Origin of the sequence: uncultured Roseovarius sp. (assembly GCF_963972555.1) — a bacterium.
Lineage (GTDB): Bacteria > Pseudomonadota > Alphaproteobacteria > Rhodobacterales > Rhodobacteraceae > Roseovarius > Roseovarius mucosus.
The window spans coordinates 184,023-210,969 of the sequence record NZ_CAXAUM010000002.1; the positions used below are offsets into that span (position 1 = coordinate 184,023).

Consider the following 26,947-nt stretch of genomic DNA (forward strand, 5'->3'; position numbering starts at 1 on the left):
CCGACTTGTCGCCCGAGGTGCAAGCCTGTCGCGTGGTCATCCGAGGCGATAGGCCGGGATACGCCTATGCGACCGGGTGCCGCCGTCGTACCATACCGGGCCGCCCAGAGATCTCTAGTGTGGCATCTCCGCGTGGAGTGCGCGCAATCACCCGCCCCTTGGACACGACCGCAAGGCGCGCGGCGCGCAGGCGCACCGCCTCGATCGGATCGCCCGCGTCGAGTACGACGAGCGAAGCCACGGCACCCACATGCAGGCCATAATCCGTAAGCCCCAGAATGCGCGCGTTCTCAATCGTCACCATGTCGAAACAGCGCCGCATCTCTTCGGGGCTACTCATCTGCGCCACATGCAGCCCCATGAAGGCGACATCGAGCATGTCTGCGGTGCCGAGGCTGTACCACGGGTCGCGCACGCAATCCTGTCCCCAGCCCACGGTGATACCCTGAGCCTGCATTTCCTTCACGCGGGTGAGACCGCGCCGCTTGGGAAATGTGTCATGCCGCCCCTGCAGCATGATGTTGATCAGCGGGTTGGGGATTGCGGCGACGCCTGCCTCGGCCATCAGCGGCAGGAGTTTCGACACATAGTAATTGTCCATCGAATGCATCGAGGTGAGGTGGCTGCCCGCAACCCGCCCCTGAAGCCCGAGGCGCTGCGCCTCACAGGCCAGCGTTTCGATATGGCGACTGAGGGGGTCGTCGCTCTCGTCGCAATGCATGTCCACCATCAGGCCGCGCTTCGCCGCAATCTCGCAGAGTTCCCGGACCGAGGCTGCGCCATCCGCCATCGTGCGTTCGAAATGCGGGATGCCGCCCACCACGTCGACGCCCATGTCGAGGGCGCGGAGCGTGTTGGCGCGCGCGGTGGGATCGCGGTAGAAACCATCCTGCGGAAAGGCCACGAGTTGCAGGTCGATATAGCCTTTGACCTTGCCGCGCACCTCTAGCATCGCGGCCACGCCCTTGAGGCTGTCGTCGCAGGTATCGACATGACTGCGGATCGCCAAGAGACCCATCGAGGCGGCCCAGTCGCAATACTCGAGCGCGCGAGCGACCATTTCCTCTTGTGTGACGATCTGCTTCAACTCGCCCCAGAGACCGATCCCCTCCAACAGCGTGCCAGAGGCGTTGATGCGCGGAAGACCATAGCTCAGCGTCGCGTCAAGGTGAAAATGCGGATCGACAAAGGGTGGGCTCACGAGATCGCCGCTGGCGTCGATCACCTGGCCTGCCTCGGCCCCTTCAAGCTGCCCAATCGCCGTGATCCGGTCGCCGGCAATGCCAATATCGGCCACGGTGCCATCGGGCAGCGTGCCGCCCTTGACGATCAGATCGAACATCAGCGTTCTCCCTTGTTGAAGGCCACCATCAGGGCAGCCGGCACCTCGGCGCGGCGCGACATGACGATGAGCGCGAGGATCGAGAGGACATAGGGCGTCATCAGAAAGACCTGATAGGGAATGTCCGCGCCGAGCGGTGTCTGCTGCACCCGGATTTGCAACGCGTCGAAGGCCGCAAACAGCACTGCGCCCAACAGCGCCTTGCCCGGTTTCCAAGCGCCAAACACCACCAGCGCGATGCAGATCCAGCCGCGCCCGTTGACCATCTCGAAGAAAAAGGAGTCAAAGGCCGACATGGTCAGAAACGCACCCCCCATGGCCATCAGCCCCGATCCGACGATCACCGCGCCCATGCGCAAGCCCGTGACCGACAGGCCCTGTGCCGCCACCGCCGCCGGATTCTCGCCCGCCGCGCGCAGCGCAAGGCCAAGCGGCGTGCGATAGAGCACGAGGCTGACCACGCCCACGAGGAGGAAGGCCAGATAGGTCAGCGGGGTTTGTGAAAAGAGCGCTGGGCCGATCAGCGGAATGTCGGACAGCAGCGGGATCTCCCATGGCTGAAAGGCCGTGATTTTCGGCGGGCTTGTCACCTCTGGCAGGGCGAGGCGATAGGCGTAATAGGTCGAGGAGGTAGCAAGGAGCGTGACGCCAAGCCCCACCACATGCTGCGAGAGGCCGAAAGGCACGGTCAAGAGGCTATGCACCGCGCCAAAGCCCATGCCGACGACCATCGCCACCGCAACACCCGGCCAGAGACCCAGACCGGAATACACCGCCATCCATCCGGCAAACGCACCGGCAACCATGATCCCCTCGATGCCAAGATTGAGCACGCCCGCGCGCTCGCAGATCAACTCGCCCAGGGTGGCAAAGATCAGCGGGCTCGCAATGCGGATCGCGGCGGCCCAGAAACTGGCGGAGAGGAGGATATCAAGTATGTCCATGCGCTATTCCCTCACCACCCGGAATCGCGTGAGCAATATCGCCAGCACCATGAGCAAGAGTGCTGTCGCCAGCATGATATCGGCCAGATAGGTCGGCACGCCCACGGCGCGGCTCATGCTGTCGGCACCCACGAAGATACCCGCCACGAAGAGGGCGGCAGCGATGACGCCGAGCGGATTGAGCAGCGCCAGCATCGCCACGATGATGCCCGTATAGCCAAAGCCGGGGCTGAGATCGAGCGTGAGGCTGCCCTTGACGCCTGCCACCTCCGAGAAACCGGCGAGCGCCGCAAGGCCACCCGAAAGAACCGCTGTCTTGATCAGTACCGCGTTGACCGGAATACCCGCAAAGCGCGCCGCCTCGCGGTTCAGGCCAACGGCGCGCATCTCATAGCCCAAGGTGGTGCGGCGTTGAATAACCCAGACAAGCGCGGCGGCAATCAGCGCGAGCGCAAAGCCCCAATGCAGGCGCAAACCCTCGACGATACGCGGCAGGCGCGCCTCGGCAATCAGGCGTTCGGATTTGGGCCAGCCCATGCCCATCGGGTCCTTGAGCGGTCCTTCCAGCAGGAGTGAGATGAAGAGGAGAAAGATGAAGTTGAAGAGGAGCGTCGTGACCACCTCATCAACGCCGAACCGCACCTTGAGCAGCGCGGGGACGAGCAGAACAGCCGCGCCCGCCAACATCGACACGAGGACCAGCGTGGGCAAGAGCGCTGTGGCAGACCATGGCAACGCGCCAGTTCCAAGGACCACCGTCATCAGGGCCCCGGCATAGAGCTGTGCCTCCGCGCCGATGTTCCAGAGCCGGGCACGGAATGCCACGGCCACGGCAAGCCCGGTGAAAATGAGCGGCGTGGCGCGATTGAGTGTCTCTAACACGGCGAATTTTGATCCCGCCGCGCCTTTGAGGATCAATCCCAATACGGCAAAGGGATTGGCCCCCGCCAGCATCGCCAAGAGCGAGGCCACGATCACCGTTGCGGCAATCGCCAGCACGGGCGGCAGCGTGCTGCGCGCGAGGCTCGGGTTGGCGATGGGTTCAAGACGCATGCGCCAACCCCGCTTCAAACCCATGGCCCGCCATCCATACGCCAAGTTCGGCAGGGGTCATCGTGCCCCGCGCAAATTCGGGCGAGAGGCGACCTTCGGACATCACATGGATCACGTCCGAGAGCGCCATGATCTCGTCCAGATCCTCGGAAATCAGCAGCACCGCCGCGCCCCGGTCGCGGGCCTTGAGCAACTGTTCATGCACATAGTTGACGGCGCCGATGTCCAGTCCGCGCACGGGCTGGTTGGCGAGGATGATACGCGGATTGGCCTCGAGCACGCGGCCAAGGATCAGTTTCTGCATATTGCCGCCCGAGAGCAGGCGGATGCGTGTATCCGGCCCGGGACAGCGTACGTCGTAGCCTTTGATGATCGCCTGTGTCTCGGCCTCGGCGCGGGGCCAGCTCATCCAGCCCACGCGACTCATCGGGGGTTTGTGATAGCTCTCCAGAATGGCATTTTCGGTGAGGGAAAAATCAGCAATCGTGCCGGTTTTGTGCCGATCTTCCGGGATACGGGCGATGCCATGCTCGACAGCGGCACGTGGCGACCATGTGGCCAGTGTGTGCCCATCAAGGTTGATCTGCCCCATCGCGGGTGTGCTCAGGCCGGCAATCAAATCGGCCAACGCTGCCTGCCCGTTTCCAGAGACCCCGGCAAGCCCGGTGATCTGGCCCGCGCGCAGGCTGACAGTCACCGATTTCAATCCCGGCGCGCTGCCCCGGTCAGGTGTTCCGACCGCTTCGAGATGCATGAGCGCCTTGCCGGGTACGCCGGGGGCAACCCGTGGCGCGCTAACCGTGCTGCCGACCATAGCAGCGGCAAGTGCGTGGCGGTCGGTATCTGTCGTGGCCATTTCTGCCACCACCTTGCCATGGCGCAGGATCACGACCCGGTGGGCAATATCCATCACCTCATGCAGCTTGTGGCTGATGAACACGATCGAGAGGCCCTTGGCCACCGCCTCGCGCAGGGTAGCAAAGAGATCGTCGGTTTCCTGTGGAGTCAGAACGGCGGTCGGCTCATCCAGAATAAGAATGCGCGCCTCGCGGTAGAGCGCCTTCAGGATTTCAACGCGCTGCCGTTCCCCCACGGTGAGGCTGCCGACACGCGCGTCAGGATCGACCGCCAGGTGAAAATCGGCTGAAAGCCTTGCGATCTTGGTGCGCGCGGCGGCACGCTCCGAGCGCCAGCGCCAAAGCGGCTCGGTGCCTAGCGTGACGTTCTCCAGAACGGTGAGGTTGTCGGCCAGCGTGAAGTGCTGATGCACCATACCCACACCCGCCTCCAATGCGGCACGGGGATTGCCGGGGGGCAGGGCCTGCCCCATCACCATCACCTGTCCCTCATCGGCGGTATACTGGCCGAACAGGATGTTCATCAGCGTGGTTTTGCCCGCACCGTTTTCCCCCAGGAGGGCCACGACCTCGCCTCGATGCAGGTTGAGGCTCACCGCGTCATTCGCGGTGAGCGCGCCGAAACGCTTGGTGATCCTGTCAAGACGCAGAACGACCTGCGCCGTATCTGCGCCTGTCATTTACGAGGATTTCGGCTCTTCGTCGTTGATCTCGACGGTAAAGGTGCCCGCCTTGATCGCCGCCTCGCGTTCTGCCACCAGCGCCAGTGCCGCCTCGGGCACCTTGCCCTCGAAGGTCCCAAGCGGCGCCAGAGAGCATCCGCCTGCCTTCATGAAGGAATAGACGCCGTAGTCGGCGGCTGTGAAATTGCCCGCGTTCACAGCGGCAATCGCCGCATCAAGCGTCGGCTCGAAATGCCAGAGCGCCGAGGCGACGACCGTTTTGGGATAATCGGCTTGGGTGTCGATCACGTTGCCGATGGCCAGCACACCCTTTTCCTGCGCCGCATCCGACACGCCAAAGCGTTCGGCATAGAGCATGTCCGCGCCGCCCTCGATCATGGCAAAAGCGGTTTCCTTGGCCTTGGGCGGATCGAACCAGGACCCGATAAAGCTCACCTGGAACTTGAGCTCGGGGTTCATTTCACGGGCACCGGCCATGAAGGCGTGCATCAGGCGGTTGACCTCGGGGATCGGGAAACCGCCGACCATGCCGATATTGGCGGTCTTGGTCATCGCGCCCGCAATGATGCCCGAGAGGTAAGAGGCGTCCTGAATATAGTTGTCGAACACCGCGAAATTCGCCAGCGCCGGGTCCTCCTTGAAGCTCGACCCCATCAGGAAGGCGATATCGGGGTAATCGGCGGCCACTTCGCGCGCTTCTTGCTCGACCGCGAAGACCTCACCGATGATGAGCTTGTAGCCCTGTTCGGCATATTCGCGCATGACACGGGCGTAATCGGTGTTCGAGACATTCTCGGAATAGACATACTCGACATCGCCCCGCTCTTGCGCGGTCATGGCGGCCTTGTGAATCCGGCTGACCCATTGTTGTTCGACGGGCACCGTGTAGATACCGGCGGTCTTGATCGGTTCGGCGGCGCGCAGCGGCGAGCGCAGGCCAGAGGCCCCGGCGATGAGCGCGGCGCCGGCCGTGGTGGCCATAAAGCGACGGCGAGAAAGTGGCAGGCGTGTCATGTTGATCTCCATGTTGTCAGTGGGCAGTCTTTTTGGTTTTACCAATTGGTAAAATTTATCCGGTCAATTTTCTACAGAAATTTACCATTGGGCAAAACTAAACCGCTGAGAGGCAGACTCCCAGCGGTTTATGCTCAAAATGCAGGCAGCTCTGCAAGGGTCAGGTCGCGGGCAGCCGCGCGATGATGGGCAGTTTCCGCCATGTGCCGTCCGGTCCAGGCTGCATCGGCTCGGCCAGGAGTTTGAGGCGGGCCATCGTGTCGCCCATGTCATAGCCGTGACCCATCGAATGCCCGAGCGCGACCCGCCAACCCGGACGCGGATTGAGACCGGGTTCTGTCGGGCCAAGCCCCGCCTTCATGTGATGCGCGATGTCCCAGTCGAGCACCTCGCCGGCATGGCGGGTGACAACCCAGCAATGCATGTCATGGGTGGCGCCCCCCTTTTCCGCCGGAAAGAAGTAGCCATAGACATAGCCCGCCTCATAGCCCGCCGCGCGCAGGCTGGCGACGAGATAGGTGTTGATATCCACGCAAGAGCCGGGCGTTGTGCCGCATGAAAGGTAGGGTACTGCTTCGGCCCCATCATTGAACCGCGCCTCGGGATGATCGTAGGAGAAACGCGCCTCAGCCTCGGCGACCAATGCGTCGATGCCCGCGCGCCCGCCGCCTGCCTTGGCCGCAATGGTGCGGCTGGCCTCGGCCAGATCATCGGCAGCGACGGTATAGCGGTTGATGCGCGAAGTATAAACCGCCTCGGGATAGCCTTGGTCTTTGGGCGCGGGGGAGATGGTATGGGTGAGTGTGACAGTCTCGCTCGCAGCCTCGATCCAGAGCGCGGTAAGACCCAATTCAGGCTCGAGCGCTACGGTAACGATGTCTCCGCCAGTCACGGTTGTGGCCGAAACGGCGTTTTCGGGGCTGCACATGCCGGCCGGGGCCAGCAGGCGCGCGCCGGGCTCAAGGCCGCTCACCTCAATCTGCAACTGTCTCATGTCATGTTCCACAGTTGAAAGATCAGCCCCGCCGCAAACGCCCCGGTGAGCGACAGGGCGATGTAGAGCGCGAAAACCCGTGGTTTGACCAAGGCCCAGACTGCGATGGCCGCCGGCAAGGACGTGACGCCACCGGCCACGAGAAAGGCCAGACCGGCACCGGGGGCCATGCCCTGACCAATCAACCCACCGACCAGCGGAAGGGCGGCGTACCCATTCAGATAGGCAGGCACGCCGATCAGAGTGCCCAACAGGATCGGGATAATGCCGGTGCCCCCAAGCGCCTGCGTGATGGTCTCTGCCGGGATAAAGGCGAGCATGAGGCTCTCCAGTATAAAGGCCAGAGTGAGCCATTTCAGCAGAAACAGGGTCACATTCAGCGCCTCACGACCAAACTTGGCCCTGCGCGCCGGATCGGTCCAAAAGCGCCAGACGACAGGTTTGGGTGCGCGCAGTTTGCTGCCGCCACAACCGCCGTTGCCGATTCCATCGCGCAGCGGATCATTAAGCCCCCCGGCGCGGCCCAACAGATGCACGACCCATCCCCCCATAAGCCCCAGGCCGATTGCGGCGAGTGTTTTGGCAATGGCAAACTCCAACCCCAGAACGCCGGTGGTCAGCACGAACATTGACGGGTCCATCACCGGCGAGGCAAGCCAGAAGGCCATGACCGCCGAGAGTGGTACGCCCATTGCCAGCAGGGCGGCGATCAGCGGAATCACCCCGCACGAGCAAAAGGGCGAGAGGCCCCCCGCCAAGGCCGCAAGAAGGATCATCACGGCAGGCGCGCCGGTAAAGGCGCGGGCGATCAGATTATCCGCACCTGTCGCAGTGGCCCAGGCGGCGATGCCGATGGAGAGTAAGAGAAACGGCGCGGTGCCGAGCAGCGCCTCGGCCGTAAAGGCGAGCGTGGCGCGCGCCTGTGTCGTGTCGAAAATCGCAAGCAGGATCAGGATCAATGCCGAGATGATCCAGATGCGATGGTCTTTCCAAATGAGCCGTAGCAATACGGCAGCGCGGGGGTGAGGCTGGCTCGAGTCTGTCATGTCCATATCCCTAGAAAAGTCGTTTAATTGAGGTAAAAAATTGAAGTCAGGCAGCGTTTTCAGTCTTGGTCAGTTTTACCCCGGTGCAGCATTCCGATGTCAGGAAATTCAGTGTTCGCCTCATGGCAGCATAGTCCACGCGATTGATCACCGTGCGCCCCTGCCGCTCTTGCATCACCAAGCCAGAGTCAACCAAGGCCGACAGGTGATGCGCGAGGGTCGAGGGCGCCTGATCCAGATGCTGCCCAATCTCGCCCACGTTCAGCCCTTCTTCGCCCGCGCGCACCAACAGTCGAAAGACTGCAAGGCGCGTGTCATGGCCAAGAGCGGCAAGGGCGCGGGCGGTGGGGCTTGTCGTGCTCATGGATCTAATATAACTAATTTTCTAGTTATGTCAATCTATCTCATTCGGCCCGCGCGGCCATGGTCGCCACCCCATCGCCCATGCGCCGCACACGCAGGTCGAGGCCACCCTCAGCCTCGCGCGCCTCGATCGCTACGGGCAGGTTGCAGATGAGCGGGGTGAGGCCGCGATAGGTGAACCGCGTGGGTAGGCGGCCCAAGATATGCGTCGCCAGATTCATCATCCAGACCGCCTGCATCGGACCATGCACAACCAGCCCCTCGTATCCCTCAACCCCGGTCGCATAAGGGTGGTCATAATGGATGCGGTGGCCATTGAAAGTGAGCGACGAGAACCGGAAAAGCAGGGTCGAATCCGGCGTAATCTGCCACGCGGTTGCGTTGGTCCATTCCTCGGCGGGCTCTGGTGCCTTGGCCTGTCCCGGCTTGGGGTCCTCGCGATAGACGATATCCTGCCGCTCGGTCAGGCGCGCCGTGCCGCCTACACTGTAAACGTGCCGCTGTGTGACAAAGCCCAGCTTGCCGCTGCGCCCCTCCTTGAATGTCACATCGTCGATCGTCGTCTCTCGTGTCACCAGATCGCCGGGGGCAAAAGGCGCGTGAAACTCGATCTCTCCTCCAGCCCACATGCGGCGGGGCAGGGGCAGGGCAGGCAGGAAGATCCCCGTCTTGGGATGACAATCGCGCCCCAGCTGATCCGGCGTGACCGTATCGGGAACCAGACACCAATGCAGCCCAACCGGCATTTCTGCTTCGGCCAAAGTGCCCGCCAGCGTGGCACGGTATTCCCGTACCAAGCGCTCGGAAATTGGTTCTGACCGGCTATAGCTGCGCCCGATCCAATCCGCGTAATCGTTCATTCCGTTCCCCTATTGCCCGCGTCCCGGTCCGTAGGACTTTGGCAGGCCCAGTACCTGCTCTGCAATATGGCACAGGATCAGATTGGTCGAAATCGGCGCAATCTGATAGAGCCGCGCCTCGCGCCACTTGCGCTCGACATCATATTCCTCGGCAAAGGCAAAGCCGCCATGGGTCTGCATGCAGGCCTCGCCCGCTTCCCAGCTTGCCTCGGACGCAAGAAGCTTTGCAGTATTGGCCTCGACACCGGGATTCAGCCCTGCATCATACATTGCGGCAGCGCGATAAACGATCGCTTCGGCGGCCATCAGATGCGCATGTGCGCGGGCCAGCGGAAACTGCACGCCCTGATTGACCCCGATGGGCGCGCCAAACACCACCCGCTCGCGGGCATAGTCCGCGCCGGTCTTGAGGAACCACTTGGCATCCCCGATACATTCGGCGGCAATGAGGATGCGCTCGGAATTCATGCCCGAGAGGATGTAGCGAAACCCTTTGCCCTCCTCGCCGACCAGACAGTCCGCCGGAATACGCAGGTTGTCAAAAAACACTTCGGTGGTGGCGTGATTGATCATGGTTCGAATGGGGCGGATGTCGATGCCGTTCCCGACTTGGCCGCGCAGGTCGATCAGGAACACCGACAGGCCATCGGTTTTCGATTTCGCCTCTTCGCGCGGGGTCGTGCGCGCCAAGAGGACCATCAGGTCCGAATGTTCCACCCGAGAGGTCCAGATTTTCTGGCCGTTGATCACGTATTCATCGCCGTCCCGCCGCGCCGTGGTTTTCAGCGCCAGCGTGTCGGTGCCGCTTGTCGGCTCGGTCACGCCAAAGGCCTGAAGCCGCAAGGAACCATCGGCGATACCGGGTAAATAGGCGGCCTTCTGTGCCTCTGACCCGTGTCGCAAAACCGTGCCCATCGTGTACATCTGTGCATGACAGGCGGCGGCGTTGCAGCCAGAGCGATGAATTTCCTCGAGAATGACCGCCGCCGCTGTCAGGTTAAGACCAGATCCACCGAATTTCTCGGGAATCATCGCCGCCAGATACCCCTCGCGGATCAGCGCATCGACAAAGTCCTTGGGATAGGCGCGTCGCGCATCCAGATCGCGCCAGTAGGCGCCGGGAAACTCGGCGCAAACGCGGGCTACACCTGCGCGGATGTCGGCATAGTCTGCCGTTGGATCAAAAGATGTCATGTCCGTCTCTCACAATGCTCGGCCCCTAGGTGACAGGTTTTTGATGCCAGCGGAAATATCAATGCCCGCTTGCGGCCATTGAGCGCGCCTATAGCCGCAGCTCACCTTGCCAGATGCCTCGCCGCACCAGATCGCGCAGCACGTCGAGTGTGATCGCCTCGACCGCGCGGCTGGCGCGGCTGGTTGGAAAGGCGGGATTCGAGACAAGATAGACGGGCCGCACCATGTCGGGGTCCGTGATCGGCGCTCCGACAAGTTCGCCCCGTGCCACCGCATCATGCACCGCCGAGGGCGAAAAGATCGCATGACCCGAGCCGCGCGCCACGAGTTCCTTGATTTGTGTCATCGCGTCCATCTCAATGGGCACGTTGAGGCGCAGGCCAAGCGGTGCGGCATAGCTCTCGATCGTCTTGCGCAGGCCGTGGGCGGCCTGAGGCAGGATCATGTCAAGCGGTTCCAGTGCGCGGAGCGGTACGGGTGTGCCGGGGGGTGTGTCAAACGGCCAGTTGTCCGGGGCGGAATAGACATGCAGGCGTTCATCTAGAACATGGGTGATGCGGAAATGATCCGCGTCCTGAAGGTCATAGATCAGGCCCATGTCAACGGTGCCATCACTGACCCATGCCTTGATATAGCCGCTCATGGCCTCGACCACGCGCAGGCGAATATCGGGTAGCTCCACCCGCACGGTTTCGGCCAGGGGCACGGACAGCACCATCGACACCGAGGGCGGTAGGCCAAATCCAACCTTGCCGCGCGGTGCGCCCGAAGCATCGCGCATTTCGTCCACGCAGCGTGACATCGCTGCGCTTATCTCGCGCGCGTGGCGCAAGAGAACCTGCCCTTCCGCGGTCAGCATCGAGCCGCGCGGCGAGCGGTCGATCAGGCGCACGCCAAGCTCAGTTTCCATCCGCGCTACATGCTGCGACAGCGAGGGTTGCGCCACACCCAGCCGATGCGCCGCCGCCGAGAGGGAGGGGGCTTCGGCGATGGCAATGAAGTAGCGGAGTTGGCGAATATCCATAGGCAAAAAGCTTATCAACGCGAAATGCTAGAACGCAAGCCTATGGTTGCCCATAGTCGGGCCTTATACCCGTTCAAAAAGACGGGTATTTCCCAGACCCGGTGCAATAATGCATGGTCCCGCCAGACTGCCCCCAAAAGGAGAAGAGGCCCCGATGCGCACTGACCTTGCCGGATTATTGGTTGTTTCCGTCGAACAGGCGGTCGCCGCGCCCTATGCGTCAGGCCGTCTGGCAGAGGCCGGTGCGCGGGTGATTAAGGTCGAGCGGCCCGAAGGCGATTTCGCGCGGGGGTATGACGCCTTGGTCCATGGCGAAAGCGCCTATTTCGTCTGGCTCAACCGAGGCAAGGAATCGCTCTGCCTCGACCTGCGGCAAGAGGCGGACCGCGCGTTGATGGAGCGGATGCTCAGCAAGGCCGATGTGTTCATCCAGAATCTCGCGCCGGGTGCGATTGATCGTCTGGGATTTGCGCCCGCCCGCTTGCGTGCCGATTACCCGCGCCTGATCACGGTCTCGATCTCGGGCTATGGCGAAGAGGGGCCGCTGGCGGATCTCAAGGCCTATGATCTCTTGGTTCAGGCCGAAACCGGTCTCTCGTCGATTACCGGAAATGAGCATGGCCCGGCGCGTACCGGGGTTTCAGTATGTGACATCGCTGCGGGAATGACCGCTTATCAGGCCATTCTCGAGGCCTTGATCGGGCGTGCGACAACGGGCGAGGGCAGGCACATCGCGGTGTCACTGTTCCATGCGCTGAGCGACTGGATGAACGTGCCCTATCTGCAATATGCTTACGGCGGCAAGGTGCCACCGCGCGCCGGTCTCAATCACCCCACGATCGCCCCCTATGGCGTCTATCAGGGCAGCGATGGCAAGGCGGTTTTGATCTCGATCCAGAACGAGCGCGAATGGGCCACGTTCTGCGACACGATCCTGGGCGATGCGACGCTTGCCCGCGACCCGCGCTTTGACAGCAATTCGAACCGCGTTGCCAATCGCGAGGCCCTTGATGCGGTGCTGCGCCCGATCTTTGCCGCGCTGCCCCGCGATGCCATGGCCGAACGCCTGCGTGCCGCGCGGATCGCCTATGGGCGCGTGAGCGAGATGGAGGATCTGGTCAGCCATCCCCAGAACCGCCACGTCACGGTCGAGACACCGTCTGGCCCGGTGCGAATGCTGGCCCCCGGTGCGCAGATGGACGGTGTCGAGGCCGCCCTGGGGTCTGTGCCCGCCCTTGGGGCGAATAGCGCCGCGCTGCGCGCAGAGTTCGGCGATGACTGAAGCGCCGGATACAGCCGCGCGCCTCTTGGCGATCCTGTCTGAAATCGGCGCGCGGGCGGTGCTCGATATCGGCTGTGGTCACGGGGCGTTGGCGCGCATTCTGGTACAGGCGGGCTATGACGTGACCGGTATGGATCCGGCATCCGAAGCGGTGGCCGCCGCGCGTCTGGTTGTTCCCGATGCCCGATTCGAGCTTGGCGGGGCAGAGCAATTGCCCTTTGCCGCAGAATCCTTTGACGCCTGTATTTTCCTGAACGCGCTGCATCATGTGCCCCTGCCTCTGATGCAGAACGGCCTGCTAGAGGCGTTGCGCGTTCTGCGCCCCGGCGGAGAAGTCGTCATTGTAGAGCCCTTGGCAGAGGGCGCTTTCTTTGAGGTCATGCGCCCGGTCGAGGATGAGACAGAGATGCGCCACGCGGCGATTCGGGCGATTGATGCCATTCTGGCGGCGGGCGCGGCGACTGGGCCTGCGCCCGTGACGTATCATCGACCTACGCCGGTGGCCGATTTGGACGCCTTCATCGAGTATCTCGCCCGCGTCGACCCCTCGCGTCGCGCATTGGCCGAAGCGCAGCGCGACACGCTGGCGCGCCTGTATGCGGCGCATGTCACCGCTGGGCCAAACGGCCCTGAATTGAGCCAACCGCTCCGCCTCTGGCGCTTGCGAGCCGCAAAACCATGAGGCGCTGTCGCGTTAGGGGCTGGTGCATTGTGTCTTTTTGTGTATTTTTTCCCGAAGAGGGGAGAAATCGCACGTGTTCAGCTTTGGCGACATCATGTCCGAGGCCTTTGTTCTGATCCTCAATTGGGATCGGAACCTGAGCGAGATCGTCGGGCTGTCGCTCCATGTCACGCTTTCCGCGGTGCTTTTGTCCTGCCTGATCGGCCTGCCCTTGGGGGCGATGGTGGGTGCGTTCCGGTTTCCGGGGCGCGGGGTGATGACGGTTATCCTCAATGCCTTGATGGGATTGCCGCCGGTGGTGGTTGGGCTGTTCGTCTATCTCATGCTGTCCGCCTCCGGCCCTTTTGGCTCCCTTCAGTTGCTCTACACCCCAGCCGCGATGATCATCGCGCAGACGATACTTGTAACCCCGATCGTGGCGGCGCTCACGAAACAGGTGGTCGAGGATCTGCACGGCGAATACGCCGAGCAGTTCGCCTCGATGGGCCTGCGCGCGCATGAACGGGTTGCGGCCCTGCTTTGGGATGCACGGTATAGCCTGATGACCGTGGCGCTGGCGGGGTTTGGCCGCGCCGTGGCCGAGGTAGGCGCTGTACTGATCGTGGGCGGCAATATAAACCATGTGACCCGCGTGATGACCACGACCATTGCCCTCGAGACATCCAAGGGAAATCTTGAGCTGGCGCTGGCCCTTGGCGTGGTCTTGCTGGTTCTTGCGGTGCTCGTGAACGCGGTTGTGATGGCGCTCCGGGCCTCTGCGGTGCGGGCGGCCTATGCGTGACACGGTGATGGATATGACCACCGCTGAGGTCGCCACGCGCATTCCGCTGCTAGAGGCGCGCGGCCTGTCATTCGACGCAGGTGGCAAGCGGCTGATTCATGATCTGTCCCTTTCGATACCCGAGGGGCGGCGCATCTTGATCATGGGGGCGAATGGCGCTGGCAAGAGCCTGCTTTTGCGTTTGCTGCATGGTCTCTTGACGCCGTCCGCCGGGCAAGTGCTCTGGCAGGGGCAAACCCCTGATGAAAAAGCGCGCCGCGCGCAGGCCATGGTGTTTCAGCGCCCCGTGATGCTGCGGCGGTCGGTGCTGGCCAATCTCAACTTTGCGCTTTCGGTACATGGCGTGCGCGGTGCAGAGCGTGCGGCAGAGGCGGCGCATGCACTCGAACTGGCCGGGCTCAGCGAACTGGCGCGACATCCCGCGCGTGTCCTCTCGGGCGGCGAGCAACAGCGCCTTGCCTTGGCGCGCGCTCTGATCTGCAAGCCGCGCCTCTTGTTCCTGGATGAACCGACCAGCAGCCTCGACCCGGCCTCGACCCAACGGATCGAGGATCTGATCAACGCGGCCCATGCGCGCGGCGTGACGATTGTCATGGTCACGCATGATCTGGGACAGGCCGGGCGGCTAGGGGACGAGGTGATTTTCATGCATGCAGGTCGCGTCGCCGAAACTGGCCCGATAGAGCAGGTTCTTGGCCGTCCCCGGTCCGAGGCTGCGCGCGCCTGGACCCAAGGGCGGCTCTACACAGGCACAACTTTCTGACAGCCAAAAGACAGGGACAATTTCATGCTCAGACGTCATCTTTTCTCGCTTGCCGCAGGTGCGGCGCTTGCCTTGGGCCTGTCTGGAGCCGTGCAGGCGCAGGATCAGTTCATCGTGGTGCAATCCACCACTTCGACGCAGAACTCGGGGCTCTTTGACCATATTCTTCCGATCTTTCAGGACAAGACCGGCATAGAGGTGCGCGTCGTGGCGGTGGGCACCGGGCAGGCGATCAAGAATGCCGAGAATGGCGATGGCGACGTGCTCTTTGTCCATGCCAAGGCGGCAGAGGAGAAATTCGTGGCTGAAGGCCATGGGCTTCAACGGTCGGACGTGATGTACAACGATTTCATTCTCGTCGGACCACCCGCCGATCCAGCAGGTATTGCCGGGACCAAGGATATTACGGCCGCTCTGGCCAAGATTGCCGAAACCGGCGCGACTTTTGCCTCGCGCGGCGATGACAGCGGCACCCACAAGGCAGAATTGAAACTGTGGAAAGAGGCGGGCATTGATGCCGCCGCCGCGTCGGGAGATTGGTATCGCGAAACCGGCTCCGGGATGGGGGCCACGCTCAATACCGGCACGGCAATGGGGGCCTATGTGCTAACCGACCGTGCAACGTGGATTTCCTTTGGTAACAAGGGCGATTACCAGATAGCGGTAGAAGGCGACACGCGCCTGTTCAACCAGTATGGGATCATCCTCGTGAACCCGGCAAAGCACGAGAACGTCAAGGCCGAGGCCGGGCAGGCCTTCATCGACTGGGTGTTGTCAGCAGAGGGGCAACAGGCCATCGCGGATTACAAGATCGACGGTCAGCAGTTGTTCTTCCCGAACGCGAACGGCTGACCTTGTTCTTCAAGCGGTTTTGAAACTGGGCGGAACTTCGAGAGAGTTCCGCCCGATCCGTTTGTGACCTGTCTGAGAACGGCCGGTTCAGGCGGAAATCCAGCGCACCTCGCCCAGTCCCCTCAGATCATAACCGCCGAGCGCCGAGGCTTTGGCGACCATCGTTTCGGACCGCATGAAGGCGACAAGTCGTTGTACAGGGTCGGTGAAATAAGCGCGACGGTCGATCAAGAGGTCAAAGCGTTCTTGCACCAAGGGACGGAACACCAGCCGAAATTGCCGTGCCATGGATTCGATCCCGAGGGTCGCTTCGGCCTCGCCTGCGGCGACGGCGGCGGCGGCATCGCTTTCGGTATGGGCGGGGCTGGCAGGGGTCAGGATGTCATCCGCCGTCATACCCGCCTCGGCCATCATGCGGGCAAAGAGCGCGGTGGTACCTGCCCCCTCCTGCCGCAGGATCACGCGACGTCCGCGCAGATCGCTCACCCCCTGCACCATATCCGCCACGGCAGGTGTCAGGATCAGTCCGCGCCTCCGCTCTGCCCAGCCAATCAGAACGGCGTCGCGCAGTCCGCGCGCCTCAAGCGCGGGAATATTCCAGTCTGTATCGCCCGGAATATGAAGCCCCGCCAAAACCGCGCGGCCGTCGGCAAATACCTCTAGCCCGTCACAACTTCCATTCCAGAGGGTTGCAAGCCCTGCACCGCTCTCGCGCAGCGCCCAATCCAGAAGCGGATCGTGCGAGCCGGTCACAAGCGCCGGGCGCTCGGAGGGCAGGGTGACGCCCGTTCCCTCGATCCAGCACATCAACTCGTTGTGGGGAAACAAGAGCTTGCCGGTGATCTTGCGATGCGGAATCTCGCCAGTGGCGACCATGTCGTAAACCTTGCGCTCCTTCACCCGAAGCAGGTCTGCGACCTCCTTGGTTGTCAGATAGGCGGGAAGTTCATTGTCCATGGGCTTTGATGATCACGCATTAAGAGGTCCGATTCAGCGTTCCTACCGCATCTCTGCGCGGAAATCAGCATCAAACGCAGCCTTGTTTTGACTTGTGTTTTGACACATGTCAGAGCATCATATTCACAAATGCGAATAAATAAGGGGGAGGAAATCATGAATTTGCACCGACGCCAAATTCTGGCGGCTATGGGGGCCAGTGCCCTTGTCGGGCTGCCGCGCCCCAGCTTCGCAGCTACTGAGCTGACCCTCGGGAATTCCAGGATCACCACGCTTAGCGACGGTAATCTCGTGCTGCCAATGGAGTTTTTGTTGGGCAACCTGCCCGCTGCTGATGCCGCGCCTGTTCTGGCGCATTACGGCATCACTGGCGACACGGTCGAGCCGCCCTGCAATCTGACGCTGTTTCAGGATGCTGAGCGCACGGTGCTCTTCGATGCGGGGTCAGGGTCTGGGTTCATGCCGAGTGCTGGGAAAATCCTCGAGGCGCTTGACGCCATCGGAGTCAGCGCTGATGACATCACCCATGTTCTCTTTACCCATGCGCATCCGGATCACCTCTGGGGCGTGCTGGATGACTTTGACGATCCCGTGTTCGCCAATGCCAGCTACATGATCGGGCAGGCGGAATGGGAGTATTGGACAGACCCCGCCACGGTCGAGAGCATCGGTGCAGAGCGGGCAAGTTTTGCCGTGGGGGCTGCCCGGCGTCTGGCGGCGATTGAGGATCTGATGGAATTCATCGATGGCGGGCAAGAGGTGCTGCCGGGTATCCTCGCGCATGATACGCCCGGCCATACGCCCGGCCACATGGCGTTTGAAATCCGTCAGGGGACAGAGGCGGCATTGGTCGTGGGTGATGCCATTGGCAACGGTCATCTGGCCTTTGCCCGGCCTGATTGGGCCAGCGGATCGGATCAGGATGCCGAGACCGGGATCGCGACGCGCACGCAACTCCTCGACCAGTTGGCGACCGATCAGATGGCGATGGTCGGCTTTCATCTGCCCGGGGGCGGGTTAGGCCGGGTCGAACGGGATGGCGAAGCCTACCGCTTCGTGGCGGAGGTCTGAGATGATGCGTGTGACCCTGAGCGCCTTGTCTTTCTGCGCCGCCAGCGCCGCGGTCGCGAGCGAGGATATTCCCGATCAGTACCCGGCCTCCCTGCTTTATTCCAAACCGGTCGAGGTGATCCCGCACGTCTGGTCCGCCATCGGGGCGACCGCGCCCCCGACTTATGAAAATGCCGGACACAACAACAACCTCAGCTTCATCGTCACGGGCGACGGCGTGGTGGTGATCAATGGTGGCGCATCCTACGGGCTGGCTAGGGCCCTGCACGATGAAATCAAGATGGTTACCGATCAGCCCGTCAAGCTGGTGCTCAATGAAAACGGTCAGGGCCACGCCATGTTGGGCAATTCCTATTGGGCGGAACAGGGCGTGCCCATCGTGGCACATAGCGATGCGGCGGCCGAGTTCGAAAATCATGGCGGCGGTGATCTCGAGGCGGCGCAGCGCGTGACCAAGGAGCGCGCCGAAGGCACCAGCGTGGTGCTGCCGACCGAGACCTTCAGCGATGAATACATCGTCGAGATGGGCGATGTCCGGATCGAGGCACGCTATCTGGGGCCGGCCCATAGTCCCGGAGATATTGTTATATGGCTGCCGGAGCAAAGCCTCGTGATTTCCGGTGACATGGCGTTTCACGAACGCATGTTACCGATCTTCCCCGATACGATCACGGCGGATTGGCTGGAAACCTGGGATACAGAATTCGAGGCGCTGGGTGCCACCTATGTGATTCCCGGTCACGGCCACCCAACCAACATGGATCAGGTGCGCCGTTACACCAAGGGCTACCTGGAACATCTGCGCGCCCAGATTCGCGAGCATATCGACGCGGGCGGTGATCTGGCCGATGCCTATTACGTTGACCAATCCGCCTATACCCATCTCGACACGTTCGAGGAACTGGCCACCAAGAATGCCGGTCGGGTCTATGAACAGATGGAATGGGAATAGGGCGGAATTGCAAAAGGCCCCCACGGTCGATGGGGGCCTTCTCTGCTCAATCCTTGACGAACATCTTGCGTGGACGATTGCAAAAGGTTTCCGCCGGGCCGCTTTCCTTGATCAGAATGGACTCGGTGATTTCCAATCCCCAGTCGGACATCCAGAGCCCCGGCATGAAATGGAATGTCATGCCCGGTTCCAACACGGTTTCATCCTCGGAGCGCAGGGAAATCGTGCGCTCGCCCCAGTCGGGCGGATAGCTCAGACCGATGGGATAGCCACAGCGCGCGCCACGTTCGATGCCGGCACGCTCCAGTGGGGCGGCCAAGGCATTCGCGATGTCACAGGCGCGGTTGCCCGCCTTCGCGGCCTCCAGCCCCGCCTCTAACCCCTCGACCAGCGCCTTTTCCGCATCGAGCAGGAATTGCGGCGGCTTGCCCAGAAAGAGCGTGCGGCAGAAAGGTGCGTGATAGCGCCGGTAACAGCCCGAGATCTCAAAGAACGTGGCCTCGCCGGTCGCGAATTCTCGCCCATTCCACGTCAGGTGCGGTGCCGCGGCATCAGAGCCTGACGGCAAGAGCGGCACGATCGCGGGATAGTCGCCCCACGCGCCCTCGACCCCCCGGATGGCATCGCGAAAGATCTCTGCCACGATCTCGTTCTTGGGAATGCCCGGCTCGACCCGCTCCATCAGCCCGTCGGTGATCTTTTCCGAAATCAGCGCCGCCTTGCGCATGAACCCGAGCTCTTCTTCGGATTTTACCGTGCGCTGCCAGTTCACCAGCGCGGTGGCGTCGAGGAATGTGGCCTCTGGCAGTTCCTCGCGCAGGGTCTGCATTGCCTTGGCAGAGAAATAGTAATTGTCCATTTCCACGCCGATCCGCTTGTCGGCAAGGCCCATACCCTTGAGCCGCTCCGCCAGATCCTGCATCGGGTGGCGTTCGGTCGACTGCACGTAATTGTCGGCATAGCCGATCACGCGGTCGTCGGTCATCCAGACGGTGCGCACGCCGCCATTGGCATCCTGATTGCGGCCCCACCAGATCGGATCTGCCTCGGGAAAGACCAGAACGCCCTGGTGCACATAGAACGACCAGCCATCATAGCCGGTCAGCCAATGCTGGTTGGACGGGTCGGTGACAAAGAGCGCGTCAAGGTCAAGCCGGGCCATGGCGGCGCGGGTCTTGTCCAGCCGCCGCTGGTATTCCTGTGCCGAGAAGGGCAGGTCTTTTTCGATCATGTCGGGGATCCGTAGTTAAATTATCCTGACCATAGTTGTGGCTTTGGTTGCCGCTCGCCCCAAGAAAAACGCCGCATCCTGTCGTTTTCAGACCATCTCGCGACGCGGAGTTGACGCTAGGCTCGCCGCGACGCAAGCTGCGCGCCATCTGACAAGAGGAATACCAAGATGCGTCCCGTTCTGGCCGATGTCTATGCCGCAGCACAGGTGATCGCCGGGGTGGCGGACCGCACGCCGCTGGTGCCTTCGTCCTATATGAGCGGGATTGCGGGTGGTGAGTTCCTGCTCAAGCTGGAGAATATGCAGCCCATCGGCGCGTTCAAACTGCGTGGCGCGCTCAATGCCGTGGCGGGTGCGCAGAACGCGGCTGGCGTTACCTGTTGCTCGACCGGCAACCATGGCCGCGGCGTGGCCTATGCGGCGCGGGCACGTGGCTTGCGGGCGGTGATCTGCATGTCGGAATTGGTGCCGCAGGCCAAGGTAGACGGCATTCGGGCGCTGGGGGCCGAGGTGCGGATCATCGGCCGCTCTCAGGATGCCGCCCAGGCCGAGGCAGAGCGTCTGGTTGCCGAGGACGGGCTGACCGAAATCTCGCCCTTCGACGACCCGCTGGTGATTGCGGGCCAGGGCACCATCGGGCTGGAACTCATGGCGGCGCGCCCTGATCTGGAAGCGCTGCTCATACCCTTGTCGGGTGGCGGTCTGGCGGCAGGCGTTGCGCTGGCCGCCAAGACGATCAAACCCGACCTGCGCGTCATCGGCATCAGCATGGACCGAGGCGCCGCGATGTACGAGAGCCTGCGCGCCGGCCATCCTGTCGATGTCGAAGAGGTGCCAAGCCTGGCCGATAGTCTGGGCGGCGGCATCGGTATGGCAAATCGTCTGAGTTTTGCCATGTGCCGCGATTTGCTGGATGATGTGGTCCTCGTCACGGAAGAAGAGATTTATCGCGCGATGCAGGTGCTCTATTACGAGGACCGGATCGTGGCAGAGGGGGCCTGCGTCGTGGGTATTGCAGCGGTGCTGAGTGGCAAGGTGCTGCCGCAAGGGCCCACCGCCACCATCATCACCGGCCGCAATCTCGATATGGCGATGTTCACCAGGGTTGTGACCGGGCAGGATGTGATTTTGGGCGACAAGGTAATTGAGGGTAAGACATATGGCACATGATATTCGGATCGTGACAGAGGCGGAATTGCGCGGCGCGGTCAAGCTGGACCGTGAAACCGTCAAGGTGATCGAGAAAGCCTTTGGGGCGCTCTCGGATGGCGGCGTTGTCATGCCGCCGGTGATGTCGATGGACCTCGCGGATGTGCATGGCGAGGTGGATGTAAAGACTGCCTATATCCCCGGCTTTGACGGGTTCGCGATCAAGGTCAGTCCGGGCTTCTTTGACAATCCCAAGCTGGGACTGCCCAGTCTCAACGGGCTGATGATCCTGTTTTCCGCCAAGACCGGTCTGGTCGAGGCGGTATTCCTCGACAATGGCTATCTGACCGATTTGCGCACGGCCGCCGCCGGTGCGGTCGCGGCGCAGCATCTCGCCCCCGAGACTGTGCATACCGTAGGTATCATCGGCACGGGTGTTCAGGCGCGGCTTCAGGCGCGGGCGGCGCGGCTGGTGCGTCCGTTTGACCGACTGCTCATCTGGGGCCGGGATGCCGAGCGCGCGCGCGCCTGTGCCGCCGATCTGGCGGACCTCAAATGCGTTATCCGCGTGGTAGACTCTCCTGCCGATCTGATGCTGGCCAGCCAGTTGGTCATTACCACCACCCCGGCACAGTCCCCGGTGATCGAGGCGAAATGGTTACATCCCGAATTGCATATCACCGCCATGGGGTCGGATCAGGCGGGCAAGAACGAAATTGATCCGCAGGCCTTGATCAAGGCCGATCTTTACGTTGCCGATCGCGCGACGCAGGTTGAGCATCTGGGCGAGTTGCGCAGCGCGATCGAGGCCGGGATATGGACCAAGGGCGCGCCGGTCGAACTGGGCGATGTGATCCGGGGGCGCGCGCGCGGGCGCAAGAGCGATGCCGAGATCACCATTTGCGATCTGACCGGCACCGGCGTGCAGGATACGGCGATTGCCACGCATGTGATGGCGCGGCTCAAGGGGCGCGATCTGGGCACGGTCATCACCGCATGAAACTTGATGCGCGCGATCTCGATATCCTGCGGGTGCTGGCTGATGAGGGTCGCATCACCAAGGCTGATCTGGCGGAGCGGGTGGGTCTATCGGCCAGCCCGTGCTGGGAGCGGCTCAAACGGCTGGAAGAGGCTGGCCTGATCGAAGGGTATCATGCGCGCATCAATCTCAGGAAACTGGGGTCGCATGTGACCGTCTTTGTTGCGGTGGAATTGGCGGATCATACACCCGCCTCCTTCCGCGCCTTCGAGGACAGTATGCAGCGCTACGGCGAGGTGACGGCCTGTTGGGCGCTGGGGGGCGGGTTTGACTATCTCATGCAGATCGTGACCCGCGACATCGACACCTATCAGCGGCTCATTGACCAGATGCTTGAGGCGCGGATCGGGCTCGCGCGCTATTTTACCTATATCGTGACCAAGCCGGTCAAATCCCCGCGCTTGCCGCCGCTCGAGATGTTTTTCGAATGAATCATCTTTTTTGTGGGCGCCTGGCAGAAGATTAGTCTGCGCTTGCGGCAAACTTCAGTCTCCCTCTTTGGCAGAGCCAAGACATTCTTTGGCGCGAAGGGAGCGTCACCATGTCCGACTCAGCCATCTGGACCCGCAACGGGATCACCGACACACGCCTTGTGCGCAGCTTTGCCTATGTCGGCGGCAAATGGGTCGGCGGCGACGATACGGCAACCTTTGCCGTAACCAATCCCGCCGATGGCAGCACGCTGGGGGCCGTCGCCAGCCTCAGCGCAGATCAGGCTTGTGCCGCGGTCGATGCTGCGCAGGGTGCGTTTGGCGGCTGGGCGATGACCCTGCCGCAAGACCGCGCAGCACTTCTCCGCCGCTGGTTCGATCTGATCCTTGCGCATCGCGAAGACCTCGCGCGGATCATGGTGCTGGAGCAGGGCAAACCCCTAAGTGAAGCACGTGGCGAGATCGACTATGCCGCGAGTTTCGTGGAGTATTATGCCGAAGAGGCCAAGCGCCCCAATATCGAAGGAGTCACAAGCCACCTGCCCGATGCCGAGGTGGAGCTGTGGCTGGAGCCGGTGGGCGTGGCGGCGCTCATCACGCCGTGGAATTTTCCCTCAGCCATGCTCACACGCAAGGCGGCGGCGGCGATGGCGGCGGGTTGCACCGTGGTCGCACACCCAAGCGCCGAAACGCCGTATTCCGCGCTGGCCCTAGCCGAATTGGCTGAACGGGCGGGGTTTCCGGCGGGTGTGTTCAACGTGGTCACGGGTAATGCCGCCGTGGTGGTCGAACCTTGGACCCAAGACGCCCGCGTGCGTGTCCTTAGCTTTACCGGCTCGACCAATATCGGGCAGTTGCTTTATCGCCAATGCGCCGGGACGGTCAAGAAACTGGTGCTGGAATTGGGCGGTCATGCGCCCGTGATCGTGTTTAAGAATGCCGATCTGGACGCGGCCGTAAATGAAACGATCAAGGCAAAATTCGCTACATCCGGACAGGACTGTCTGGGGGCGAACCGCATCTATGTGGAGCGCGCGATTTACGAGGAATTCTGCCGACGGTTTACAGACGCAGTACAGAGGCTCACCATCGGGCGCGGCATGGACGATCCCGACATCGGCCCGTTGATGAACGAGAAGGCCATTCGAAAGCAGGAAGAGCATGTGGCCGATGCTCTGGCGCATGGCGCGACGCTGGCCTGCGGTGGCAAGCGCGATGCCCTAGGACCGCTTTTCTATCAACCAACTGTTCTGACGGATGTGCCTGACGCCGCCGAGATCATGCGCGATGAGACCTTTGGTCCAGTGGCCGCAATCACGCCCTTTGACACCGAAAAAGAAGTGGTCGCCCGCGCCAATGCTACTGAATATGGCCTAATCGCCTATTTGCACTGCCACGATCCGCGCCGCATCTATCGCATGACGCGGGCGCTGCAATTCGGCATGGTGGCGGTGAACCGCACCAAGGTCACGGGCGCACCGATCCCCTTTGGTGGGGTCAAGCAATCGGGGCTGGGCCGTGAAGGGGCGCGGCGCGGCATGGAGGAATTCATGGAGATCAAATATGTCTGCCGCGATTGGGCGTGAGCAGACGAAATCTTGAAAAGATTTCGGCCCGGAATTTTTTCAAAATTCCGGTGCCCCAGAACAAACGAAAGGAACAAAAATGCTGCGGAATGACCAACTCGATCAATGGGATCGCGAGAATTTCTTTCACCCCTCCACGCATCTTGCGCAGTTCGCACGCGGCGAGGCACCCAACCGCGTGATCAAGACCGGCAGCGGCAGTCATATCGAGGATCGCGACGGCAATCGCCTGCTTGATGCCTTTGCCGGGCTTTACTGCGTCAACGTGGGCTACGGCCGTCAAGAGATTGCCGAGGCGATCGCCGCGCAGGCACGGGAACTGGCCTATTATCACGCCTATGTGGGGCACGGGACCGAGGCGTCGATCACCTTGTCCAAGATGGTTCTGGACCGCGCACCGGCGCATATGTCCAAGGTCTATTTTGGCCTCTCGGGCAGTGACGCCAACGAGACCAACGTCAAGCTGATTTGGTATTACAACAACATCCTTGGACGGCCTGAAAAGAAGAAGATCATCAGCCGTTGGCGCGGTTATCACGGTTCGGGGCTGATGACCGGCTCGCTTACCGGGCTCGAACTCTTCCACAAGAAATTCGACCTGCCGCTGGCGCAGGTGATCCACACCGAGGCCCCCTATTATTACCGCCGCGCCAATCTGGATCAGACCGAGGCGCAGTTCGTCGCGCATTGCGTGGCGGAGTTGGAGGCGCTGATCGCGCGCGAGGGGGCTGATACAATCGCCGCCTTTATCGGCGAGCCGGTGCTGGGCACCGGGGGAATCGTGCCGCCGCCCGCAGGCTATTGGGCCGCCATTCAAGAGGTGCTGGCCAAGCATGACATCCTGCTCGTGGCAGATGAGGTCGTGACGGGCTTTGGACGTTTGGGCACCATGTTCGGTTCAGATCACTATGGTATGAAACCGGACCTCATCACCATCGCCAAGGGCCTTACCAGCGCCTATGCGCCGCTCTCGGGCAGCATCGTCAGTGACCGTATGTGGAAGGTGCTGGAGCAGGGCACGGATGAGAATGGCCCTATTGGCCATGGCTGGACCTATTCAGCGCATCCCATCGGTGCGGCGGCGGGGGTGGCCAACCTCAAGTTGCTAGATGATCTGAACCTGATCGCCAACAACCGTGAAGTGGGCGGCTATCTTAATCGTGGCATGGCCGAGGCTCTGGGAGCGCATGCGCATGTCGGCGAGGTGCGCGGCGAAGGGATGCTCTGCGCTGTGGAGTTCGTCAAGGATCGCGATGATCGGGTCTTCTTTGAGGCCGCCGACAAGGTGGGGCCGCAGGTTTCTGCCGCGCTGGCGGCCACGGGTGTCATTGCGCGGGCCATGCCGCAGGGCGACATCCTGGGCTTTGCGCCGCCCTTCTGCCTGACGAAATCCGAGGCGGATGAGGTGATTCACAAAACCACAAAAGCCGTGCAATCGGTGCTGGGATAAGCTTGTTTCCGGCGAAAACTCTGCCGGGGCTCGCGCTAAAGCGGAGCGTGCCTCGGCCGATTGCAGGAAAATTGACTTATCTTGCGTGACTTGCAGGCGATTTGACCTGTGTAGGTCGGTTTCGGGAAAAAAGCGCCGCAATCCGCTTGCATGTGAAGGTCCATCTTGTTTTAGTTTCTTCCGAACGCGAGGCAAACGCTTGCGATGAATAAAATAGGGAGCCGACTTTGGCAGATACCGGGAACAACGATGCGTTCGTTGCGTTTGAACGTGTCCAAAAGAGCTATGACGGCGAAACACTGGTCGTCAAGGATCTGAACCTGACCTTGCCCAAGGGCGAATTTCTGACGATGCTGGGGCCGTCGGGATCAGGCAAGACGACCTGTCTGATGATGCTTGCAGGGTTTGAAACCGCCACCCATGGCGAGATCAAATTGGACGGTGTGAGCATCAACAACATTCCGCCACACAAGCGCGGCATTGGCATGGTGTTCCAGAATTACGCGCTATTTCCACACATGACGATTGCCGAAAACCTCAGCTTTCCGCTCGAGGTGCGCAAGATTGGCAAATCCGACCGCGAGGCCAAGGTCAAGCGGGCACTTGAAATGGTGGAAATGGGTGCCTTTGGTGGGCGTCGTCCGTCGCAGCTGTCTGGGGGCCAACAACAGCGTGTGGCTCTCGCCCGGGCGCTGGTGTTCGAGCCTGAATTGGTGCTGATGGACGAACCCCTTGGCGCGCTGGACAAGCAATTGCGCGAAAAGATGCAGTTCGAAATCACCCATCTTGCGCACAACCTCGGAATTACTACTGTTTATGTGACCCATGACCAGACCGAAGCACTGACCATGTCGGATCGGGTGGCGGTCTTCAACGATGGACGCATTCAGCAGATCGCGCCGCCGGATGAGCTGTACGAGAGCCCCAAGAACAGCTTTGTTGCGCAGTTTATCGGTGAGAACAACACGCTCGAGGGTCGTGTCAAAGAGATCAAGAATGGCATCGCTGTTGTGCAGCTGGACAATGGCGACCTGATTGACGCGAAACCCGTGAATGTCGAAAAACCGGGCGACCGCACGCTGATTTCCATCCGCCCCGAACGGGTTGAGTTCAATCGTGACCGCCTCAAGCCGGATGCGCATACGCTCAAGGCTGAAGTGCTGGAATTCATCTACATGGGTGACATTTTCCGCACGCGGCTCCGGGTGGCAGGATCGGATGATTTCATCATCAAGACCCGAAACGCCCCCGATCAACGCCGTCTCCAACCCGGAGAGCAGATCGAGATCGGCTGGTTGCCAGAGGATTGCCGCGCACTGGATGCGCCCCAAGTATAAGAATACGCGC

26 protein-coding genes are annotated in these 26,947 nt (G+C 61.8%); 13 read left to right on the forward strand and 13 right to left on the reverse strand.

What is annotated here, in order from left to right; all coding sequences use genetic code 11:
• Positions 1 to 64 precede the first annotated feature (64 nt).
• The 11 genes from AACZ65_RS02690 to AACZ65_RS02740 all read right to left on the reverse strand — a co-directional run bounded on the left by AACZ65_RS02690 (position 65) and on the right by AACZ65_RS02740 (position 11,374).
• On the reverse strand, positions 65 to 1,342 hold the full coding sequence (locus AACZ65_RS02690) for an amidohydrolase family protein (RefSeq protein WP_339667788.1): 1,278 nt from the start codon (positions 1,340 to 1,342) through the stop codon (positions 65 to 67).
• Positions 1,342 to 2,286: an ABC transporter permease gene (locus tag AACZ65_RS02695; protein ID WP_297543573.1), complete on the reverse strand. Its 945-nt coding sequence runs from the start codon at positions 2,284 to 2,286 to the stop codon at positions 1,342 to 1,344. The genes AACZ65_RS02690 and AACZ65_RS02695 overlap by 1 nt, the downstream gene beginning before the upstream one ends.
• Before the next feature lie 3 nt (positions 2,287 to 2,289).
• Positions 2,290 to 3,339: an ABC transporter permease gene (locus AACZ65_RS02700; protein WP_339667790.1), complete on the reverse strand. Its 1,050-nt coding sequence runs from the start codon at positions 3,337 to 3,339 to the stop codon at positions 2,290 to 2,292.
• Positions 3,329 to 4,876, reverse strand: a complete 1,548-nt coding sequence (locus AACZ65_RS02705) for an ABC transporter ATP-binding protein (protein ID WP_339667791.1) — start codon at positions 4,874 to 4,876, stop codon at positions 3,329 to 3,331. Before AACZ65_RS02705 ends, AACZ65_RS02700 begins: the two co-directional genes overlap by 11 nt.
• A complete protein-coding gene (locus AACZ65_RS02710) occupies positions 4,877 to 5,905 on the reverse strand; it encodes a BMP family protein (protein WP_339667792.1) in 1,029 nt (342 codons plus the stop codon). It lies immediately after the preceding gene.
• Positions 5,906 to 6,053: 148 nt separating this feature from the next.
• Entirely contained in the window at positions 6,054 to 6,887 is an 834-nt protein-coding gene (locus AACZ65_RS02715) for a transglutaminase-like domain-containing protein (RefSeq protein ID WP_339667793.1), read from the reverse strand.
• On the reverse strand, positions 6,884 to 7,939 hold the full coding sequence (locus tag AACZ65_RS02720) for a permease (protein WP_339667794.1): 1,056 nt from the start codon (positions 7,937 to 7,939) through the stop codon (positions 6,884 to 6,886). The genes AACZ65_RS02715 and AACZ65_RS02720 overlap by 4 nt, the downstream gene beginning before the upstream one ends.
• Before the next feature lie 40 nt (positions 7,940 to 7,979).
• The gene (locus AACZ65_RS02725; protein ID WP_339667795.1) at positions 7,980 to 8,297 is read right to left on the reverse strand and encodes a metalloregulator ArsR/SmtB family transcription factor; all 318 of its coding nucleotides are present in this window, start codon (positions 8,295 to 8,297) and stop codon (positions 7,980 to 7,982) included.
• Between the two features lie 40 nt (positions 8,298 to 8,337).
• Positions 8,338 to 9,156: a MaoC family dehydratase N-terminal domain-containing protein gene (locus AACZ65_RS02730; RefSeq protein ID WP_339667796.1), complete on the reverse strand. Its 819-nt coding sequence runs from the start codon at positions 9,154 to 9,156 to the stop codon at positions 8,338 to 8,340.
• 9 nt (positions 9,157 to 9,165) lie between these two features.
• Positions 9,166 to 10,350 (reverse strand): acyl-CoA dehydrogenase family protein, encoded by a 1,185-nt coding sequence (locus AACZ65_RS02735; protein WP_297543558.1) that lies wholly within the window; start codon positions 10,348 to 10,350, stop codon positions 9,166 to 9,168.
• An 88-nt stretch (positions 10,351 to 10,438) separates the two neighbouring features.
• Positions 10,439 to 11,374 (reverse strand): LysR family transcriptional regulator, encoded by a 936-nt coding sequence (locus AACZ65_RS02740; RefSeq protein WP_339667797.1) that lies wholly within the window; start codon positions 11,372 to 11,374, stop codon positions 10,439 to 10,441.
• A 154-nt stretch (positions 11,375 to 11,528) separates the two neighbouring features.
• Between AACZ65_RS02740 and AACZ65_RS02745 the strand changes: the two genes are divergently transcribed.
• From AACZ65_RS02745 to AACZ65_RS02765, 5 genes are all read left to right on the forward strand, one after another.
• On the forward strand, positions 11,529 to 12,656 hold the full coding sequence (locus AACZ65_RS02745) for a CaiB/BaiF CoA-transferase family protein (RefSeq protein ID WP_339667798.1): 1,128 nt from the start codon (positions 11,529 to 11,531) through the stop codon (positions 12,654 to 12,656).
• Positions 12,649 to 13,338, forward strand: coding sequence for a class I SAM-dependent methyltransferase (locus AACZ65_RS02750; RefSeq protein WP_339667799.1), 690 nt, complete (start codon positions 12,649 to 12,651; stop codon positions 13,336 to 13,338). The genes AACZ65_RS02745 and AACZ65_RS02750 overlap by 8 nt, the downstream gene beginning before the upstream one ends.
• A gap of 73 nt (positions 13,339 to 13,411) precedes the next feature.
• Complete coding sequence (locus AACZ65_RS02755; protein ID WP_339667800.1) at positions 13,412 to 14,119, forward strand: ABC transporter permease; 708 nt, start codon at positions 13,412 to 13,414, stop codon at positions 14,117 to 14,119.
• Between the two features lie 7 nt (positions 14,120 to 14,126).
• A complete protein-coding gene (locus AACZ65_RS02760; protein WP_339667801.1) occupies positions 14,127 to 14,882 on the forward strand; it encodes an ATP-binding cassette domain-containing protein in 756 nt (251 codons plus the stop codon).
• A gap of 24 nt (positions 14,883 to 14,906) precedes the next feature.
• Positions 14,907 to 15,734 carry an extracellular solute-binding protein gene (locus tag AACZ65_RS02765; RefSeq protein WP_339667802.1) on the forward strand — a complete coding sequence of 276 codons (828 nt, stop codon included), beginning with the start codon at positions 14,907 to 14,909 and terminating at the stop codon, positions 15,732 to 15,734.
• A gap of 87 nt (positions 15,735 to 15,821) precedes the next feature.
• Here the strand turns inward: AACZ65_RS02765 and AACZ65_RS02770 are convergent, their stop codons facing one another.
• The gene (locus AACZ65_RS02770; RefSeq protein ID WP_339667803.1) at positions 15,822 to 16,691 is read right to left on the reverse strand and encodes a helix-turn-helix transcriptional regulator; all 870 of its coding nucleotides are present in this window, start codon (positions 16,689 to 16,691) and stop codon (positions 15,822 to 15,824) included.
• Between the two features lie 156 nt (positions 16,692 to 16,847).
• On the opposite strand from AACZ65_RS02770, the gene AACZ65_RS02775 reads away from it, so the two are divergent.
• A complete protein-coding gene (locus AACZ65_RS02775; RefSeq protein ID WP_339667804.1) occupies positions 16,848 to 17,762 on the forward strand; it encodes an MBL fold metallo-hydrolase in 915 nt (304 codons plus the stop codon).
• Between the two features lies 1 nt (position 17,763).
• A complete protein-coding gene (locus AACZ65_RS02780; RefSeq protein ID WP_339667806.1) occupies positions 17,764 to 18,714 on the forward strand; it encodes an MBL fold metallo-hydrolase in 951 nt (316 codons plus the stop codon).
• Positions 18,715 to 18,760: 46 nt separating this feature from the next.
• Here the strand turns inward: AACZ65_RS02780 and doeA are convergent, their stop codons facing one another.
• Positions 18,761 to 19,945: an ectoine hydrolase DoeA gene (gene doeA, locus AACZ65_RS02785; protein ID WP_297543537.1), complete on the reverse strand. Its 1,185-nt coding sequence runs from the start codon at positions 19,943 to 19,945 to the stop codon at positions 18,761 to 18,763.
• Between the two features lie 168 nt (positions 19,946 to 20,113).
• Here doeA and eutB point away from each other — a divergent pair, with 168 nt between their 5' ends.
• The 6 genes from eutB (at position 20,114) to AACZ65_RS02815 (ending at position 26,937) form a co-directional block, all read left to right on the forward strand.
• Positions 20,114 to 21,115 (forward strand): hydroxyectoine utilization dehydratase EutB, encoded by a 1,002-nt coding sequence (eutB, locus tag AACZ65_RS02790; RefSeq protein WP_339667809.1) that lies wholly within the window; start codon positions 20,114 to 20,116, stop codon positions 21,113 to 21,115.
• Positions 21,105 to 22,094, forward strand: coding sequence for a cyclodeaminase (locus AACZ65_RS02795; RefSeq protein ID WP_339667811.1), 990 nt, complete (start codon positions 21,105 to 21,107; stop codon positions 22,092 to 22,094). Before eutB ends, AACZ65_RS02795 begins: the two co-directional genes overlap by 11 nt.
• Entirely contained in the window at positions 22,091 to 22,564 is a 474-nt protein-coding gene (locus AACZ65_RS02800; RefSeq protein ID WP_339667812.1) for an Lrp/AsnC family transcriptional regulator, read from the forward strand. Before AACZ65_RS02795 ends, AACZ65_RS02800 begins: the two co-directional genes overlap by 4 nt.
• Before the next feature lie 110 nt (positions 22,565 to 22,674).
• The gene (locus AACZ65_RS02805) at positions 22,675 to 24,150 is read left to right on the forward strand and encodes an NAD-dependent succinate-semialdehyde dehydrogenase (protein WP_339667813.1); all 1,476 of its coding nucleotides are present in this window, start codon (positions 22,675 to 22,677) and stop codon (positions 24,148 to 24,150) included.
• Between the two features lie 79 nt (positions 24,151 to 24,229).
• Positions 24,230 to 25,600 (forward strand): aspartate aminotransferase family protein, encoded by a 1,371-nt coding sequence (locus AACZ65_RS02810; RefSeq protein ID WP_339667814.1) that lies wholly within the window; start codon positions 24,230 to 24,232, stop codon positions 25,598 to 25,600.
• A gap of 227 nt (positions 25,601 to 25,827) precedes the next feature.
• On the forward strand, positions 25,828 to 26,937 hold the full coding sequence (locus AACZ65_RS02815) for an ABC transporter ATP-binding protein (protein WP_081507341.1): 1,110 nt from the start codon (positions 25,828 to 25,830) through the stop codon (positions 26,935 to 26,937).
• Positions 26,938 to 26,947 lie beyond the last annotated feature (10 nt).

Coding starts and splice junctions, on each gene's coding strand:
- AACZ65_RS02690 (WP_339667788.1), bottom strand. CDS start 1,342: ATGTTCGATCTGATCGTCAAGGGCGGCACGCTGCCCGATGGCACCGTG.
- AACZ65_RS02695 (WP_297543573.1), bottom strand. CDS start 2,286: ATGGACATACTTGATATCCTCCTCTCCGCCAGTTTCTGGGCCGCCGCG.
- AACZ65_RS02700 (WP_339667790.1), bottom strand. CDS start 3,339: ATGCGTCTTGAACCCATCGCCAACCCGAGCCTCGCGCGCAGCACGCTG.
- AACZ65_RS02705 (WP_339667791.1), bottom strand. CDS start 4,876: ATGACAGGCGCAGATACGGCGCAGGTCGTTCTGCGTCTTGACAGGATC.
- AACZ65_RS02710 (WP_339667792.1), bottom strand. CDS start 5,905: ATGGAGATCAACATGACACGCCTGCCACTTTCTCGCCGTCGCTTTATG.
- AACZ65_RS02715 (WP_339667793.1), bottom strand. CDS start 6,887: ATGAGACAGTTGCAGATTGAGGTGAGCGGCCTTGAGCCCGGCGCGCGC.
- AACZ65_RS02720 (WP_339667794.1), bottom strand. CDS start 7,939: ATGGACATGACAGACTCGAGCCAGCCTCACCCCCGCGCTGCCGTATTG.
- AACZ65_RS02725 (WP_339667795.1), bottom strand. CDS start 8,297: ATGAGCACGACAAGCCCCACCGCCCGCGCCCTTGCCGCTCTTGGCCAT.
- AACZ65_RS02730 (WP_339667796.1), bottom strand. CDS start 9,156: ATGAACGATTACGCGGATTGGATCGGGCGCAGCTATAGCCGGTCAGAA.
- AACZ65_RS02735 (WP_297543558.1), bottom strand. CDS start 10,350: ATGACATCTTTTGATCCAACGGCAGACTATGCCGACATCCGCGCAGGT.
- AACZ65_RS02740 (WP_339667797.1), bottom strand. CDS start 11,374: ATGGATATTCGCCAACTCCGCTACTTCATTGCCATCGCCGAAGCCCCC.
- AACZ65_RS02745 (WP_339667798.1), top strand. CDS start 11,529: ATGCGCACTGACCTTGCCGGATTATTGGTTGTTTCCGTCGAACAGGCG.
- AACZ65_RS02750 (WP_339667799.1), top strand. CDS start 12,649: ATGACTGAAGCGCCGGATACAGCCGCGCGCCTCTTGGCGATCCTGTCT.
- AACZ65_RS02760 (WP_339667801.1), top strand. CDS start 14,127: ATGGATATGACCACCGCTGAGGTCGCCACGCGCATTCCGCTGCTAGAG.
- AACZ65_RS02765 (WP_339667802.1), top strand. CDS start 14,907: ATGCTCAGACGTCATCTTTTCTCGCTTGCCGCAGGTGCGGCGCTTGCC.
- AACZ65_RS02770 (WP_339667803.1), bottom strand. CDS start 16,691: ATGGACAATGAACTTCCCGCCTATCTGACAACCAAGGAGGTCGCAGAC.
- AACZ65_RS02775 (WP_339667804.1), top strand. CDS start 16,848: ATGAATTTGCACCGACGCCAAATTCTGGCGGCTATGGGGGCCAGTGCC.
- AACZ65_RS02780 (WP_339667806.1), top strand. CDS start 17,764: ATGATGCGTGTGACCCTGAGCGCCTTGTCTTTCTGCGCCGCCAGCGCC.
- doeA (WP_297543537.1), bottom strand. CDS start 19,945: ATGATCGAAAAAGACCTGCCCTTCTCGGCACAGGAATACCAGCGGCGG.
- eutB (WP_339667809.1), top strand. CDS start 20,114: ATGCGTCCCGTTCTGGCCGATGTCTATGCCGCAGCACAGGTGATCGCC.
- AACZ65_RS02795 (WP_339667811.1), top strand. CDS start 21,105: ATGGCACATGATATTCGGATCGTGACAGAGGCGGAATTGCGCGGCGCG.
- AACZ65_RS02800 (WP_339667812.1), top strand. CDS start 22,091: ATGAAACTTGATGCGCGCGATCTCGATATCCTGCGGGTGCTGGCTGAT.
- AACZ65_RS02805 (WP_339667813.1), top strand. CDS start 22,675: ATGTCCGACTCAGCCATCTGGACCCGCAACGGGATCACCGACACACGC.
- AACZ65_RS02810 (WP_339667814.1), top strand. CDS start 24,230: ATGCTGCGGAATGACCAACTCGATCAATGGGATCGCGAGAATTTCTTT.